The organism is Bacillus sp. cl96, assembly GCF_900100505.1.
In the GTDB taxonomy this organism is placed as follows: Bacteria; Bacillota; Bacilli; order Bacillales; family Bacillaceae_G; genus Bacillus_A; species Bacillus_A cereus.
This window is the reverse complement of sequence record NZ_FNDM01000024.1, coordinates 1-16,228: the sequence shown is the minus strand read 5'-3', so window position 1 is coordinate 16,228 and position 16,228 is coordinate 1. Positions and strand designations below refer to the sequence as shown.

Here is a 16,228-nt window from a genome sequence, read left to right as displayed (position 1 = left end):
AATTGGCGAAATAAGGTGGTACCGCGACTGTTTATACAGCCCCGCCCTTATCTTTTTTAAGATAGGGGTGGGGCTTTTTATATTTTAAAGGAGGAATGTAAGATGAGTATTTTTATTGGGGGCGCTTGGCCGTATGCGAATGGTTCATTACATCTTGGCCATATTGCGAGTTTATTACCTGGAGATATTTTAGCACGTTATTACCGGTCCAAAGGTGAGAATGTGTTGTATGTTTCGGGAAGTGATTGTAATGGAACACCGATTGCAATTAGAGCAAAACAAGAAGGTGTGACAGCGAAGGAAATTGCTGATCAGTATCATGAAGAGTTCCAGCGATGTTTTCGTAGCCTTGGTTTTACTTATGATTGCTATACACGTACAGATAGTGAGCACCATCATGAAACGGTTCAAAATGTTTTTTTACGTTTATTAGAAGAAGGACATATTTATAAAAAAATAGTGGAACAAGCATATTGTGAAACGTGTACGCAGTTTTTACCGGATCGTTATGTAGAAGGAATATGTCCACATTGCCATGAAGCAGCAAGAGGAGATCAATGCGATGCGTGTTCTGCTATTTTAGATCCTCTTGATTTGTTAGAAAAGAAATGTAAGTTATGTGGTAGTACACCATCCGTACAGGAAACAGAGCATTTCTATTTCGCATTGCATACATTTCAGGAGAAAATTAAAAGGGCTGTAGAAATTGCCAAGCAAACAGGGACATGGCGCGACAATGCGATTCAACTAACAGAGAGATATGTAAAGGAAGGATTACTAGATAGGGCCGTATCACGTGATTTACCAATTGGGGTACCAATTCCAGTAGAAGGGTATGAAGATAAGAAAATTTACGTATGGATTGAAGCAGTGACAGGCTATTATTCAGCGAGTAAACATTGGGCTGAAGAAACAGGGAAAGATGATCAAGAGTTTTGGGATAGCGAAGCGAAAACATATTATGTGCACGGAAAGGATAATATTCCGTTTCATTCCGTCATTTGGCCAGCGGTATTACTTGGAATAGGGGAGGAAGCAATCCCGCGTCATATCGTTTCGAATGAATATTTAACAGTTGAAAAAAGAAAATTATCTACAAGTAAAAATTGGGCAGTATGGGTGCCTGACATATTAGAAAGCTATGATCCAGATTCTATTCGTTACTTTTTAACCGTCAACGCACCAGAAAATCGCGATACTGATTTTTCATGGCGGGAATTTATTTACAGTCATAATAGTGAATTATTAGGTGCATACGGGAACTTTGTGAACCGGACATTAAAGTTTATCGAAAAATATTATGGTGGTATCGTGCCGAAGGGAAGTATTGAGGTAGAGCTGAAAGATAAAGTAGAAGGATTATATAAGCGTGTAGGAGAGGCGATTGAGCAAACTAAATTTAAGGTGGCGCTAGAAACAATATTTGATGCAGTACGTTTTGCAAATAAATACTTTGATGAAAAGCAGCCTTGGAAACAAAGAGAAGATGATCCAGTTTCATGTGAAGAAACGATTTATAACTGTGTGTATCTTATCGCTAATTTTGCAAATCTCCTTGAACCGTTTTTACCATTTTCAAGTGAAAGAGTTCGAAACACATTGTCGATTGTGAAACGAAATTGGGAACCGCAAAATACGTTGCCAAGTAGAATTGATAGCGTACAGCCATTATTTGAGCGAATCGATGTAAAACAAATTGAGCATGAGATAGAGAAGCTGTATGGAGCGGTAAAATGAGATAGAGAAAAAGACCTTTCAAGTAAATGAAAGGTCTTTTGTTATGCAGTATGATTCTCTTTCTTATCTTTCAAAAAGAAAAGTACAGCAAGGATTACAAGAATAATAGCTGCAATATCATACGTTATTTTAAATGTAGTATTAAAGTTTAAGTACTCTACGAAAGGAGTTTTCACTGCTCCTGCATATATACAAACGGGAATGAGAAGTAAATCGTAAAATTTCTATTCTTTCATATATCTTATTAGGAAGAAGATACACATAATAGCAAAAAATACGATGCTTAAAATAGTCATTTATACCTCCAGATAAATTTACTTATTTTAATTGTAGTTATATCTTTTATATAAATTCTGTATTTTTTCAAGCGCTATGCACGCGATTTTGTTTCCTTTCTTTCCTAGCCGTAAGCAGCTGAGGAGTGAAGATCCCAACTAATATGAAAATAATTCCAATCCACTGCATGAACGTTACGACTTCATGTACAAGTGTAATAGAAGCAATAATAGCAGTTGGTAATTCAGCTGCACCTAATATTGTACCAAGCCCTGTTCCAACCTTTGGTACACCGATTGAAAAACAAATGACAGGTACAACAACGCCGAATAATCCGAGGAAGAAAGCATATTTCCATAGACCGGCTTGCAAAGCACCGTCTGTTAAAAAGGTTGGCGGAAAGAATAGGCATACGATAAGAGTAGCGCTTGTTGTCATAAGGAAGCTTTTCGTATAAGGCGGAACATCCGTAGCGACGCGCCCGCTTGCAAAAACATAGAATGAAAAAGAGACAGCAGCTAATAGTCCAAAGATAATCCCTTTCGTAGAAAAACTTTGTCCGAGGCCTTCAAATACACCACCTGCAAACAATGTACCAGCAAATAAAATAAGGATAGATATAATCTTATCGCGGCTTGGAAATGTTCGATTTGCAATTGCTTCGATAATGACACCAATCCAAGTGAACTGAAAGAGTAGGACGACAGCGATAGATGCGGGTAGTTCTTCTACAGAAATAGCGTAGAAAATCCCGGTCATACTCATTGTTGTTCCGACGGTTAGTAAGGAAAAGAATTGTTTTTTTGTTACTTTATGACGTGAAAAGAAAAGAACGAGTAGAAATAGTCCAATCCATCCGAAGACATATTGTCCCCCTAATAGTTGATGTGCTGAAAATCCATTTATGAATCCGAGTTTGAAAATAGTTGAAAGTATGCCATAGCTGCAAGCACCGAATAAAACGAGCAATGAATATTTAAACTTTTCCATAAAAAATCCTCCTTTTAAGTAATAAAAAACGCCCGCTATCCAAATAAGGATAACGGGCGAACGAAACAGAGTCATATACTCTACAAAATTCCGCCACTCATACGAAGTATGAATTTGGGGTATGAAATTGTAGTAGGTTTTTACATTGCTTTTGGGAATACAATAGAACATTTTACACCTTGAGGCGTGTTTTGTATCCCGTAAGGAAACTGATGTTTATCTAATATTTGTTTCACGATATATAATCCAAGACCACTACCTTGTACTAAACCGTGTTTATCAGGGTTTGCGCGATAGAAAGGCTCAAATAAATGAGCAAGTTTATCTTCATCAATTTGTGAACCTGTATTTAATACTTCTAATGCGTAACCATTTGGTTTTTCATAAAGCTTTATATATACGTGCTGATGGTCAATTGTATAATGAATTGCATTTGAAATAATGTTAAAAATAGCAGTTTGAATAAATTTAGGATCAGCTAAAATTTGTACGTCGTGTTTAATATTAGATTGTACATTTAATTGTTTTACAGATACAAAGTAATCTACTTTCTTCATAACATCCTCAATAATATTAGATAAAGAAATGACTTCTAAATTCGGTTTAAATTGAGGGTTTTGTATTTTGGATAATTCCGACATTTTTTCCGTTAATATGTTAATGTCTTGCATCATCTCGTAGGAACGTTTCAAATACTTATCTCTATCTTTATAAGCTCCAATTCCGTGAATCATGCCATCTAGTTGTCCCATAACGGCTGCGATTGGTGTTTTTAATTCATGGGATACCATAGACATAAATTCTTTACGAGATTGTTCTAATTGTTGTTCCTTCTTGAGCTCGTTTCTTAAATCTTGATTGCTTGCATGTAAATTCTTCACAATATTTGGTACTTGTGAAGCAGCTACTTGCAAATTAAAATCTGTTTGATCTGTATTTTTGTTAAATAGCTTTTTATCTGAGAAATCAAGATTCATAATATCTTTTAAAGCATCGCTCATATATTGAAAAGGTTTGGCAATTAGTTTTGTATAAATTAAAGATCCGAGTAGTGATAATGCAAGCATTGTCGCGCCAATATGTGGAGCTAATTGCTGCAACGCATCTGCTAACTTTGGATTATCATTTGTATCATTTGTTTTACTTGCTGCATTTTGTGTATGTAAGGCATCATTATTAGCGGCTTTCTTTTCTGCTTCTGTAGGCGGATTAGAAGTGCTATTTTTCCCCGAAAGATTTTGTGTATGTTCTTTTGCCTTTACAGTTTGGCTAGGCTGCAAAAGGTGATTGATAGCTGTAGAAAGAGATTTATAATCTATAATAGAAGATTGGAAATTAGAAATGCTCCCCTCTGACACAGCTTTATTTTGCTTCGTTTTACTTTCGTCGTTTTGCTTATCTGAATTCGCCTGTTCTGTAGTCGGCGTTCCATTTTCTTTCGCAAAACGTTCTTTATCGTAGTTTGAAGCTAGAAAGTAAATAATTTGATAAAGACAAAGTGATAAAAGAATACAAAATAATAAGGTTTTGATGAAAATATTTTTGGTGATGTTGTCTTTGCTACGATTCGATTTTGTAGCCAATGCCTTTCACCGTTTTGATATAAGGAATTCCTAATTTTTTTCTTAAGTTTTTAATATGTGTATCTATAACTCTTACATCACCATAATGTTCATAGCCCCATACCTTATTCAACAAATCACTTCTTGATAATACTTTTCCTCGATTTTGCAGTAAAGTATAAATAATTTCAAATTCTTTTGTTGTCAATTCAATTTGATTACCATGAACATAAGCTGCATATGCTGTAGAGTTTAACATCAATTCATGGAATTGTAGTATAGTTGCAGCTTCTGCTTCCTTCGTTGCTGCCCTTCTTAATACAGCCTCTACACGCTTAATAAATACAGTATAATGGAACGGTTTCGTAATATAGTCATCAATACCTAACTCAAATCCTTTAATTTCACTTTCTTCATTATGTAAGCCTGTTAACATAATGATTGGTACATCAGATTGTCCTCGCATAATTTTACAAATACTATAGCCATCTATATCTGGTAACATTACATCGAGGAGGACAAGATCGTATGAATTTTTTTGGAAAAGAAGAATACCTTCTGTTCCAGCACCAACTACATCAACTGTAAAGTTTTGTGCCATTAGAAATTCACGAATAAGTTCTTGTATATCTGGGTTGTCTTCAATCACCAGTATATGCGTCATAGTAACACCTCCTAAATAACGCTTTTTACTGCAATATTCGAATTCATCATTTTTCGAGTGACTCAGATTGTTTATACATATAATAAGCCCCCGCTATAAAATAATCATGAAGGTAGCAAGGGGAATAGTTTAGTGTTACTGAATAGTTCAGAATTACAGTAGTTCTATTATAGTATGTATTATAAAATTTATAAAACATTATAACTGTATAATTTTAATATCTACGTTTATCAATGTTTAAATATTAGCTAATCAAATCTATTCCTATTATATATGTAAATACAGTTGTTTTGCTACTGTAAATGAATAAATAAAATAAGCCAAGACATAAAATTCTTGGCTACACATAAATCTTGTTTTTAGGCTATTTTACAGTGACAGTAGCTTGCTGCTGAACGCGCTCAAATAACCAGTGTATATCATTGTTATACATACGAATACAACCAAGTGTTGTCCATTTGCCGATTGCTTGATTATTGTTAGTTCCGTGAATCGCATAAGTTGTTCCGTAAGTTCCTGCCATATTTAATCCGAGCCAACGGTCACCAAGTGGATTACGTGGATCGCCGCCTTTAATTTTGCCTGTATAATAAGGGCGATTTTTAATTTTATTTACGATTTGAAAAGTGCCTTTAGGTGTAGGTGTTGCAGCTTTTCCAGTAGCGACAGTAAAACTTTTTATAAATTTTCCATCCTGATAATAATCCATTTTATTTAACTGAGTGTCTACGATTAATTGATCTTTCGTTGTAGCTGCCTCTGCGCTAGAGAATGGAAGAGTTAAAAATCCTAATGATAATAGTGCGCTTAATAATAATTTTTTCATTGTTATTCTCCTTTTACTATCGTAAGAGTCTTACATACAATGAAGTTGTAATCCTCGTAATGCTTTATTTACATTTTCATCTAATGTTTCAAAGAATGTAGTAATTTTGCTGTTGTGTTTGTTGTTGTTATCAATAAGTAATCTTTCATTTAATAAAAGCTCACCACGTAGTCCAAAACTTTGAACTTGAATATTTAGCTCATCTTCATTTTCAGAGATGATTGGTAAGAAATAATGAAAAGCTTTTGTTGGAATGATGTAGCTTTTGCCAATCATGCTTTCTTGATTTGAATTAATCCATTTTTTCGTGACAATTTTAATATTCTTTTTTGAAACGATAAAAGATAGTGTTGTAGATTTTGTTAAACTTACGTCAAATTCACTTGTTTCACAGATTTGTAAATTAAAAACGGTTTCATTTTGATGAGATTCAACATTTGTATTAATAAAATCGTGCATTTTATATGCTTCCATTTCGTATTCACCCTTTTTTCAATTTCGAAAAACGACTTATATTTATTCAAATTAATGCTTAGTCATATATTGGTTAAATTTTTCAACAAATTCCGATATAATCTTACAATACGTATATGAAGCTAATATGAAGTTAGCATGAGTTTGTGATGGTTTTTTATTGAGAACAAAATAAGAGAGGTTTTTTAGTGCTAAAAAATGGATAAAATTTGCATGTTATTAATGCGCCTTTTCGCTATTTCGACTTGAAAAATGATTTTTACTATTTAATAAAGAACGAAAATCACTAGTGTGACCCTTACAAAAATGTAATAAAAATGTAAGCTATTGTGATAGTTATTTCGACAATTTTTTTATACAATAATAGTAAGAAGTTGTACGTGATTGAAAGGAGAGATGACATGGAATGGATTCATGAATTATTTCAGCAATACGGGTACTATGTTGTACTTGTCGGCTTGCTGTTAGAATATATTGCACTTCCGTTTCCGGGAGAGCCAACGTTAGCATATGCGGGATTTTTAGCACATAAGGGTGATTTAAGTTTACCGATTTTAATTATTCTATCCTTTATTGGGACAAGTGTAGGAATGACGATTCAATACTTTTTAGGAAATAAATTAGGTATGCCTTTCATTCAAAAGTATGGGAAATACGTATTTTTAACGCAAAGAAAAATTGACTTAACGAGAATGTGGTTTGATAAGTATGGGTACTTCCTGATTTTTATTGGTTTCTTTATTCCTGGTGTACGTCATTTCACAGGATACTTTGCAGGAATTATTAATTTACCATTCCGTCGTTTTGCCATTACAATTTATTCAGGTGCTCTATTTTGGGTATCATTCTTCTTAATCGGTGGTTACTGGTTAGGTGGAAACTTACATGATATCTTTGGAGTGCTAGAAGGTCATATCGGTAAAATCATTTTTGGAGTTATTGTGATTGTAGCGGTTACGTTAGGTATTCGTTTCCGTAAGCAGTTAAAACGAGTATTACTACAAAACGCAAGTTAATATGAAATCCATTCTATGTCAGAATTTAGGAAGTCAGTGCAAAAGCACTGACTTTTTTATTTTTAAGACTATGTTTAATGCACATTTTACATTCTTTATAGGAATTTGATACAGGATAAGAAATAAGTATCTTGTCAATTATTATAGTCGTAATGACAATTATAATTGACAAAGATAAGGATATTATTTACAATTTTAATTAAATAAATGAAAAAGAGGGAAGACATGAAGCTTCAAAATCGAGTGAGGGAATTGCGAGCAAAGCATCGTTTATCACAAGGGGATTTAGGGAAAGCGATTGGATCATCACGGCAAACGATTAGTTTAATTGAGCGCGGGGATTATGCACCATCTATCGTATTGTCGTTAAAAATCGCACAAATTTTCAATGTACCGGTGGAGGAAATATTTACGTTAGTAGAGGGGGAAGAGGACGATGAAGAGTAAACGAAAAAAACAATTTGATTCTGTGGGGAAAATAGCATTAAGTATGATGGGTGGCTTTTTAACGTCTTATATAGCTTTAAATTTACTCTCGGATGAACCGAGAAAATTATCATCCAATACATTTATAGGTATATGTACTATTTTTGGAATCTTAATGATGTACTATACTTGGAAGAATACACGTATGTTAGCAGAGGCACGCGATGAAGAAGAGAGCGTACAAGGCAGAAAATTAGGCATTATAAGTATATATTTACGTGTAGGCGATATAGTTACGCAGGCATGGTTTGTATATGCAGTTATTACATGTAGACGTGCACTGTTGCAGGATACAAATGTTTCATTTGCGGTGTGGAATTTAGTAGCTTCTATTGTTTGTTTAACTACTGTAGTAATTATCGGACTTATAACAAAAAATCGTTATAATAAGCTATATCCTGAACAAGGTGTAACGTATATGGAATCTATGAAAATGTGGACGAAAAACGCAGATGAAGGATTAAAGCACATTGTGCATGAGGCTGGATATAAAGCGTATGAATTTACGAATACAATATTGGCATATGTATGGTGGGCTGCCGTTATATATACAGCTGCTAGTGATATCGATTTTGTATTAATTGGCTTAATCTCATTTATTTGGATATTGCATCTCGGGAAGTTCATGTACGAAATGCAAAGAAAAATGATTTATTAAGGGGAGAAAAAGGTGGATATTTTAAGAAGGCCAGCTGGCTCAATGACAGTGGCGCTAATTCTGTCCATTTTATACGGAGTAATCCGAACTGGGAAATTAGAAGTAATTTTGAACTTATGGGCAATAGTTGGAATTTCATTGTTAGTGTTAGCCATTCATGAGCTAGGACATGTAGTATTTGGTGTAATAGGTGGTTTGACATTTAAATTTATGACAGTAGGACCCATTACTATTCAAAAAGAAAAGGGAAAATTACGCATTCGAGAAAATAAATTGTGGGCGTACTTTGGAGGCGTTGCAACACTAGTACCACCTTCTATAGAGACACCGAATCTTTCGAAAAAGTGGGCGTGGCTCACTTTAGGTGGACCGATTACGAGTTTACTATTTGGTATTACTTCCGGTTACATATATATGGTGAGTTATTATCAATATCTTTTATATTTTTCCTTTTTCCATTTTGCAATCTTTGCGGTTACAATTGTGCCGATAAAAGGAATGCTTATGAGTGATGCGATGCAATTTCTTATTTTAATTAAAGATGATGAAAGAGCTAGAAATCACTTATATGAGATTCAAATATCGAGTGAGTTATTTAGTTATAAAAGACCGAAAGATTGGGATGAAAGGTTAGTAGAATTGAGTGAGGAGAAAATAAAAGAGAATAAAGGGATAAGAGAGATAATGAGTAGACTTATGCTCGTCTTTTTTGCTCGTGCAGATCAAGAGGGAATGGAAAGAGCGATACCGTATATAGAACGAATTGTTCAACTACCTGTAACGAAAGAAAATAAGTTTTTCGTTAGTAGTTTTCATAGTTGGTACCTTTTATATAAAGCCCTTTATCAGATGGATAGTCTTTCTTTGCAAGAAGCAAAGGAACATGCAAAGGCTATTACAAAAATGGACCTAAGTGGATATTACCGTACACAAGGAATTATTAGATATGTAGAAGGTAATATGGAAGCGTCCCGTACTTATATGAAGAAAGCCGATCAAGAATTAAAGAGCGCCGAGAAGAGTGAGATGGGATATTTACAAGTAGAAAGAGAATGGTTTGAGCAGCTGAAAGAGAGGGTATCTTACGATGGGTGAGGTATCCTCTTTTTTATATGTCATCTTATGCCGTTCCATAAACAGCCTAGGGCGAGTAAAATGAGATAAGAAGAGCAAAGCTTGGAGGAAGTAAATATGGAAATCTTATCAATTATTTTGATAGTCTTGCTCATTTATGTTGTTTTTAAAGTGGCATATGTAGCATTAAAGATACTCGCGATCCTATTAATTATCTTTTTAATCGTAGAGTTCGGCAGTAAATTGCTTGGTGGATAGGGTATGTTGTGCGTTTTGAGTGTCGAAGGATGTCGGTAAATCGATATCCTACGTCGAATCGTTGATATAATGAAAAAATCGTTGATATAAGTGGAGAAACAATCGATATATTTGAAAAATCGTTGATATATTTTAGTGAATACGAAGTGGGGTATGTGGAAAAGAAGTTGCCGTGAGGGTAACTTCTTTTTATCGTGATGCGGGGATATGCAAACCAACATGAAAAAGCTGGAAGAGTATCTTCCAGCTTAAGAGTTACTTTCAATTTGGCGACCGCTATCTTCTTCATTGTCTTGTAAAAGGTTGAATACGTCTGCTAGGCAGAATGCAATGAACCAAGTCCATAGACCGTGGAAGAAAGCTGAGCTTAATTGAAGTGGTAATGTATAGTTTGTCATTGAGTAGGAAATACATCCACCAACGATTCCGATCATTGTTAATAACATTGTTTTTTGAGCGTTTTCTTCTGGATTGAAGAGGAAGTAAATGTATCCGCCTAAAATTGAAGCGCTTACAAGTGTTTCGATTCCATTAAAGATGATATTCTCTCCAAGCTGAGTGTTTGTCCAGAAGCAGATTGTTCCGCCGATAATAGCAAACAGGACAGCTATTGTATATCGTATATATTGATTCATATGTTCATCTCCTTATGTAATAAGATGATTTGGAAGTCAAAAAGGTAGGTATAGTATATTGAAGTGAGTTTTAATTGTACGTATCTTTTTATAAAAAGATCATTGAAGAGTAACTAAGATGATCGGTTGTTTAAACCGTTACGTGTATGGTGTCTGAAATATACCCGACTGCTCGTTTCTTTTTGCTTGTAAAATAAGAGAAACTTCCAAGTCTATATACTCTTTTTTTGTGAGTCTGCTTTCATTATAACACATTTAGGGACATAATAATAGAATTATCTGATTTTGTAATAAGTGTAAAAAATAAAAAGCGCAAGGAAATACCATTAACGGTGCAGTTTAGTGGAAGAAGGATTTTAATTTATTATGATGAAATATGTAATCAAGGTGAGATCTAAGAATGAGGCTTAAATACTATAAAAAATGTTTTATAGCATGAATGTAAGGGAGGAGAGCTAACTTGGAGTTCACAACAGAAAGATTAATAATTAGACCTTTTAAGAGTACTGATTTACAGGATGTATTTGCTATTTATAATAGTGATGATACATGTAAGTTCCTATTACATAATAAGTGGACTCATGAAGACATGCAGAAAAGATTTAATAAGAAGATAGCAAATCATGTACTTACTAAAGAAACAATATTAAGTTTGGCAGTTATATACAAAACTAAAGTAGTTGGTGATTTATCCGTATGGTACACAAATATGAAAGACACTGTTGAGATTGGTTATAGTTTTTCAAATGAAGTAGCTGGGAGAGGTTTGGCGACAGAAGCAGTAAGTAGTTTGGTATTGAAATTATTTAATGAATTCAATGTACATCGTATACAGGCTAATCTTGATGCACGTAATACAGCTTCACAAAAATTGTGTGAACGAATAGGTATGAGAAAGGAAGCCCATTTCATACAAGATTTTTGGAATAAAGATGAATGGACAGATAGTATTGTATATGGAATGCTATCCTCCGATTTGTAGTAATAAACTTAGTGATTTTATTATGCTAAAAGGTACGTTAGTTGAATAACAAAGGGCATAACATATTATATATGACTAATATGTTATGCCCTTTAATTTATTAACCTTTTTATATGCGTTTGAAACGGCCGACAATTTCAACTGTTTCAGTAATGTTCATAAATGCTTTGTTATCCACTTGACGGATAATACGTTTCATTTCGCCTAACTCATAGCGAGTCACGACAGTGTAAATCATTTTTTTCTTATGGTTTGTATAGCCGCCGACAGCGTCTACCATTGTCACCCCGCGTATGCCGTGATGTAGTAGTGCGCTTTTTATTTCCTCGCCTTTTTCTGTAATAGTCATTATCGTTAATTTAATATGTTTCGTATGCACAGCGTCGATAACTTTGCTGACTACAAATCGACTAATTAACGTATAAAGTGTAATATCCCATCCGAAAATAAAACCTGCTGCTACAAGTAAGATTAAGTTGAATACAAATATGATTGCTCCAATTGAAACATCTCGATATTTCGCTACAATCAATCCAACAACATCAAAACCACCTGTTGAAGAAGCAAATCGGAATATAATTCCTGAAGCTGCTCCGCAGATAACACCACCGAATACAGAAGAAAGTAAAATATCGTCTGAAACTTGGTGTACCGGGATAATGTTCATCGCTAACGATGACACAGCTACAAAGTAAGCTGTTAAAAAGGTTGTCTTCTTGCCTAAGTAAAAGTGACTTAAAATAAGAAGAGGAATGTTTAGTAAAAAGATAAGTGCACCGATATTGTAGTGCATTAAATAACCGATAATCATCCCTACACCAGCGAATCCACCGCTAATCATATTATGCGGGATAAAAAACATATTCATAGAAATTGCATACAAAATAGAAGCTATAAAAATAACAACCAACTGTATCATAAATTCTAAGTGAAATGTTTTAGCTGCTGGGAAGGATAAAAAGGCGGTGTCGGGAACGTAATCGGCGTCTCCTAGTTGACCCATAGTATGTTTCATCTCCATATTCATTTTTGATTACAAGAAGAGAATAAAGGTTTTTTCAAAAACTGGCAATAGTTTTATTATAATGCAAAAATTTTATAAATTTCTAATAAATCAAGCCTATTCATTGATGTGTGTGAATATGCTAAAGAAAGCGAATACAACGTTTCTTAATTATTGTTTTCTTGAGAAAATATGCAAAATACTTTTTTTGAAAATAAAAGGAAATAGAGAATATTTGCCCGATGTGCTAAAATGACCTTATTAAGGATGTGAAGCGATGGAATTTTTATTGCAGGATGCAATTCTATATATATCGTTTGTAACGACGGCACTTTGTTTATTAGAAGTTTTCTTCCTTGCTAATGTTTCTCGCTTTGTGCGTCAACAAGCATCAAGCGGTAGACAAAGAGCTTTTGCGTTAGTTGATACATGTGAAGATAGTGCGGGAAATGTACCGCTATTTTCTATTTTTTATAAATATGGAATGATTCGTTCTGTACGCAGACAAGAATCAAGTGAAGAGAATGACGAGGTCGGTCCGTATACGCCAATGTTTCGCTAAATAATTACGAAACATTGGAGGAATGAACATGTTAAAATCATACCGAGCTGTGCTCGTTAGTTTATCATTATTATTTGTTTTTGTTTTATCTGGTTGCAGTAATGCAGCCCCAATTGATGCACATAGTACGGGAATTTGGGATCATTATTTTGTATATCCAATCTCGTTTATGATTCAATTTGTTGCTCATCATATACCTGGAGCTAGCTTTGGGATTGCTATCATTATTATGACGCTCGTTATTCGTTCAGCAATGATTCCATTAGCTGTTTCGCAATATCGCAGCCAAGCGAAAATGAAGAAAATGCAACCTGAATTGCAGAAGCTAAAGAAAAAGTACGGTGATGTAAGCAAAGACCTTGAAAAACAAAAGCAGTATCAAAAAGAAATGTCAGAACTAATGAAATCAGGCGGTTGGAATCCACTTGCTGGTTGCTGGCCAATTTTTATACAAATGCCGATTTTCTCTGCTTTGTATTATGCGATTAGCAGAACTGAAGAGATTCGCACATCTTCGTTTTTATGGGTGAACCTAGGACATGCAGATCCATATCATATATTACCGATTATTGCAGCGTTAACGACATTTATTCAGATGAAAGTTTTCCAATCGAATATTACACCTGGAGAACAAGTACAGATGCTAAAGATGCAGCAAATTATGATGCCGGCAATGATTCTATTTATGGGGTTTGCGGCGCCATCAGGACTTGTGTTGTACTGGATAACAGGTAACTTATTTACAATGACACAAACAATTGTATTAAGAAAAATAATGGAACGTGAAGAGTTACAATTACAAAAAGCATAGAGAAACACCGCTCATTACGAGCGGTGTTTTTTTGTTAAATCGTTAAGGAAATGTTAAGAAACCGACATTACTATAGGCATTGTATACGAAAGTGTACATGCATTAGAAATATGAAGGAGGAAATTTCCTATGAAGAAGAAAACAGTTGGTTATTTAGCGATTGCAGGTGCTTTATCATTCGGAATCATTGGAGGAGTCGGCATTCCGGCATTCGCGGCAACGAATACTCCAGCAGTGGATCAGCCTGCAAAAACGGCGAAAAAGGATTTGGATGACGCTACAAAACAAAAAGTAAAAACAATTATGGACGATACAAAGAAACAGTTAGAGGAATTAGGTGTAAAGCTTCCAGAGAAAGAGAAGCGTAAAGACATGTTTGCAGGATTAGATGAACAGGCGAAAGAAAAAGTGAAGTCCATTTTAGAGCAAGAGAAGTCTGGTAAATTAACACGAGAACAGGCAAAAGAAGAATTAACAAAATTAGGCGTGAAGTTCCCGGAAAAGGGTAAGCACAAAGAAATGTTTGCGGGATTAGATGAACAGGCGAAAGAAAAAGCGAAGTCCATTTTAGAGCAAGAGAAATCTGGAAAATTAACGCATGAGCAAGCAAAAGAGGAATTAACAAAGCTAGGCGTGAAAATGCCGGAGAAAGGTAAACATGGAGACATGTTTGCTAACTTAGATGAACAGACAAAAGAGAAAGCGAAGTCAATTTTAGAGCAAAAGAAATCCGGAAAATTAACGCATGAGCAAGCAAAAGAAGAATTAACAAAATTAGGTGTGAAACTTCCAGAGAAAGAGAAGCATGAAGACATCTTTGCTGGATTAGATGAAGCAACAAAAACAAAAGCAAAAGCGATTTTAGACAACGAAAAGAAACAATTAGAGGCATTGAATGTTGATTTACCGCACCATAAGTTTTTTATGAAAAAAGAAGATAAATAATTGATTTATGTATCTTTCGTGTGGGCAACCGGAAGGTACGTGCGAGGACCGATTTCTGTCAGCAGAAATCGGTCCCTTTTAATGATTCAATAAAATTCTTTTCATTGTTAGTATGTATCCGAAGATGCAGTAGAAGATTGCAAAACCGATAAACACTTCCGTATATTGATATTTACCCAATACGTAGAAGGAAACAGCTGGTATAATAGCTACCGCTAAAATGCTATAACCAGGATACTTGTGCCGATGCATGATAGCGAATAGAATAGAGAGAAACGTAGCAATGATACAAAAGACAGCAATCATTATTGGTGCACCTCCTAAACGGATTATACCATTTTTAGGGAAATAGGGAAGTTTTGTATCTTCTGTTATAATATAAGAAGAGAAATATTTCCTATGTTATATAAAAAATATATTGATTTTTTCTAACAATTCAATATAATGAACAATAACTACAAAATTCGACATCAAGAAGTGATGATGAGGACACGATCAATTTTTTACGATTTTCAGAGAGGGAAGCCTTTGGCTGTGAGCTTCCTAATACGGAAAAATGGATTACCACCTCTGAACTGCAGCAGTGAACGAGCATCTAGTAATTGCTTGCCGGCAAAAACCGTTATTTAGACTTGAGAAATTGGTGAAGTGTGTTACTTTACGAATTGAAACAAGGGTGGAACCACGAATACAACACTCGTCCCTTTTTTAGGGAGGAGTGTTTTTTTATTTCATTTTTGCATCACACTAGAATTGGAAGGAGGTAATAACAGTAAATAAGAATCTATAAAAAACTATAAAAATTTACAATTACAGGTTTTATATTTTACAGAATTCAACCTATAATATTTTCAGGTGATGAAAAGGGGGGAAAAGGATGAAAACAACACGTACTTGTAAAATCAATTCTATTACAAAAGAACAAACGGAAGATTTAATTACCTTGATCCGTACGTTCGAAAGTGCAAAACGATATAGTTTTAATCGTTTGATTGAGGGCGAAAACGAGAAAGAATTGATAAAAAAACTACAACCTAAATATTTGTTAAATAAACGTTTTTGTGAAGATGCAATTTTACAAGCGCAAACGATCCTTTTCTCTCAAAAAGAACTTCTTCCTGTTTACCTAGAAAACAATCAAAAAAAGTTAGAAAAGACGTTACAAAAAATAGATGATTATGAACGCGGCAAAAAAAGACCTAAACAAGTTGCATTAGAAACTTGTCTAATTGGATTAAGAAAACGAAAACAAAAATTAGAACAAAAAAT

General features: G+C 34.4%; 20 protein-coding genes and 2 other annotated features (1 of these 22 cut by a window edge). Of the genes, 11 read left to right on the top strand and 9 right to left on the bottom strand.

Annotated elements, in window-relative coordinates; all coding sequences use genetic code 11:
* Positions 1-52: a binding site (T-box leader), on the top strand; it begins 219 nt to the left of the window's first position.
* Positions 53-102: 50 nt separating this feature from the next.
* Positions 103-1,737: a methionine--tRNA ligase gene (gene metG / locus BLT20_RS28315; protein WP_000021598.1), complete on the top strand. Its 1,635-nt coding sequence runs from the start codon at positions 103-105 to the stop codon at positions 1,735-1,737.
* A 41-nt stretch (positions 1,738-1,778) separates the two neighbouring features.
* Here the strand turns inward: metG and BLT20_RS31405 are convergent, their stop codons facing one another.
* From BLT20_RS31405 to BLT20_RS28290, 6 genes are all read right to left on the bottom strand, one after another.
* Positions 1,779-1,913 carry a hypothetical protein gene (locus BLT20_RS31405; RefSeq protein ID WP_000856555.1) on the bottom strand — a complete coding sequence of 45 codons (135 nt, stop codon included), beginning with the start codon at positions 1,911-1,913 and terminating at the stop codon, positions 1,779-1,781.
* A gap of 187 nt (positions 1,914-2,100) precedes the next feature.
* On the bottom strand, positions 2,101-3,003 hold the full coding sequence (locus BLT20_RS28310) for an EamA family transporter (protein ID WP_000410484.1): 903 nt from the start codon (positions 3,001-3,003) through the stop codon (positions 2,101-2,103).
* Between the two features lie 140 nt (positions 3,004-3,143).
* The gene (locus BLT20_RS28305) at positions 3,144-4,586 is read right to left on the bottom strand and encodes a sensor histidine kinase (protein ID WP_000201963.1); all 1,443 of its coding nucleotides are present in this window, start codon (positions 4,584-4,586) and stop codon (positions 3,144-3,146) included.
* Positions 4,564-5,229 (bottom strand): response regulator transcription factor, encoded by a 666-nt coding sequence (locus BLT20_RS28300; RefSeq protein WP_000148833.1) that lies wholly within the window; start codon positions 5,227-5,229, stop codon positions 4,564-4,566. The genes BLT20_RS28305 and BLT20_RS28300 overlap by 23 nt, the downstream gene beginning before the upstream one ends.
* Positions 5,230-5,593: 364 nt before the next feature.
* Positions 5,594-6,055, bottom strand: a complete 462-nt coding sequence (locus BLT20_RS28295) for a L,D-transpeptidase (protein WP_000735063.1) — start codon at positions 6,053-6,055, stop codon at positions 5,594-5,596.
* Positions 6,056-6,085: 30 nt separating this feature from the next.
* Entirely contained in the window at positions 6,086-6,529 is a 444-nt protein-coding gene (locus tag BLT20_RS28290) for a DUF3978 family protein (RefSeq protein WP_000388769.1), read from the bottom strand.
* Positions 6,530-6,930: 401 nt separating this feature from the next.
* Here BLT20_RS28290 and BLT20_RS28285 point away from each other — a divergent pair, with 401 nt between their 5' ends.
* The 5 genes from BLT20_RS28285 to BLT20_RS28265 all read left to right on the top strand — a co-directional run bounded on the left by BLT20_RS28285 (position 6,931) and on the right by BLT20_RS28265 (position 10,021).
* A complete protein-coding gene (locus tag BLT20_RS28285) occupies positions 6,931-7,545 on the top strand; it encodes a DedA family protein (RefSeq protein WP_000454754.1) in 615 nt (204 codons plus the stop codon).
* Between the two features lie 225 nt (positions 7,546-7,770).
* Entirely contained in the window at positions 7,771-7,992 is a 222-nt protein-coding gene (locus BLT20_RS28280) for a helix-turn-helix transcriptional regulator (RefSeq protein WP_000776168.1), read from the top strand.
* Complete coding sequence (locus tag BLT20_RS28275) at positions 7,982-8,689, top strand: DUF3169 family protein (protein ID WP_000837717.1); 708 nt, start codon at positions 7,982-7,984, stop codon at positions 8,687-8,689. Before BLT20_RS28280 ends, BLT20_RS28275 begins: the two co-directional genes overlap by 11 nt.
* Positions 8,690-8,731: 42 nt before the next feature.
* Positions 8,732-9,784, top strand: a complete 1,053-nt coding sequence (locus BLT20_RS28270) for a zinc metalloprotease (RefSeq protein WP_002164641.1) — start codon at positions 8,732-8,734, stop codon at positions 9,782-9,784.
* A gap of 96 nt (positions 9,785-9,880) precedes the next feature.
* The gene (locus tag BLT20_RS28265; protein WP_000404758.1) at positions 9,881-10,021 is read left to right on the top strand and encodes a DUF3985 family protein; all 141 of its coding nucleotides are present in this window, start codon (positions 9,881-9,883) and stop codon (positions 10,019-10,021) included.
* Positions 10,022-10,269: 248 nt separating this feature from the next.
* Here BLT20_RS28265 and BLT20_RS28255 read toward each other — a convergent pair whose 3' ends face one another.
* Positions 10,270-10,656 (bottom strand): DUF3938 domain-containing protein, encoded by a 387-nt coding sequence (locus BLT20_RS28255; RefSeq protein WP_001077773.1) that lies wholly within the window; start codon positions 10,654-10,656, stop codon positions 10,270-10,272.
* Between the two features lie 460 nt (positions 10,657-11,116).
* Between BLT20_RS28255 and BLT20_RS28250 the strand changes: the two genes are divergently transcribed.
* Positions 11,117-11,638, top strand: coding sequence for a GNAT family N-acetyltransferase (locus BLT20_RS28250; RefSeq protein WP_000397299.1), 522 nt, complete (start codon positions 11,117-11,119; stop codon positions 11,636-11,638).
* Between the two features lie 109 nt (positions 11,639-11,747).
* On the opposite strand, the gene BLT20_RS28245 is transcribed toward BLT20_RS28250, so the two are convergent.
* A complete protein-coding gene (locus BLT20_RS28245; protein WP_000530044.1) occupies positions 11,748-12,641 on the bottom strand; it encodes a YitT family protein in 894 nt (297 codons plus the stop codon).
* A gap of 277 nt (positions 12,642-12,918) precedes the next feature.
* Here BLT20_RS28245 and BLT20_RS28240 point away from each other — a divergent pair, with 277 nt between their 5' ends.
* From BLT20_RS28240 to BLT20_RS28230, 3 genes are all read left to right on the top strand, one after another.
* Positions 12,919-13,203 carry a hypothetical protein gene (locus BLT20_RS28240; protein WP_000394930.1) on the top strand — a complete coding sequence of 95 codons (285 nt, stop codon included), beginning with the start codon at positions 12,919-12,921 and terminating at the stop codon, positions 13,201-13,203.
* 28 nt (positions 13,204-13,231) lie between these two features.
* On the top strand, positions 13,232-14,014 hold the full coding sequence (gene yidC / locus BLT20_RS28235; protein ID WP_000920522.1) for a membrane protein insertase YidC: 783 nt from the start codon (positions 13,232-13,234) through the stop codon (positions 14,012-14,014).
* A 129-nt stretch (positions 14,015-14,143) separates the two neighbouring features.
* Positions 14,144-14,959, top strand: coding sequence for a hypothetical protein (locus BLT20_RS28230; protein ID WP_000730853.1), 816 nt, complete (start codon positions 14,144-14,146; stop codon positions 14,957-14,959).
* A gap of 78 nt (positions 14,960-15,037) precedes the next feature.
* Here BLT20_RS28230 and BLT20_RS28225 read toward each other — a convergent pair whose 3' ends face one another.
* Positions 15,038-15,265: a hypothetical protein gene (locus BLT20_RS28225; protein WP_000562231.1), complete on the bottom strand. Its 228-nt coding sequence runs from the start codon at positions 15,263-15,265 to the stop codon at positions 15,038-15,040.
* Between the two features lie 165 nt (positions 15,266-15,430).
* Positions 15,431-15,667, top strand: a binding site (T-box leader).
* A 169-nt stretch (positions 15,668-15,836) separates the two neighbouring features.
* Here BLT20_RS28225 and BLT20_RS28215 point away from each other — a divergent pair.
* The coding region (locus tag BLT20_RS28215) for a transposase (protein WP_141770365.1) at positions 15,837-16,228 on the top strand (392 nt) is incomplete at its 3' end.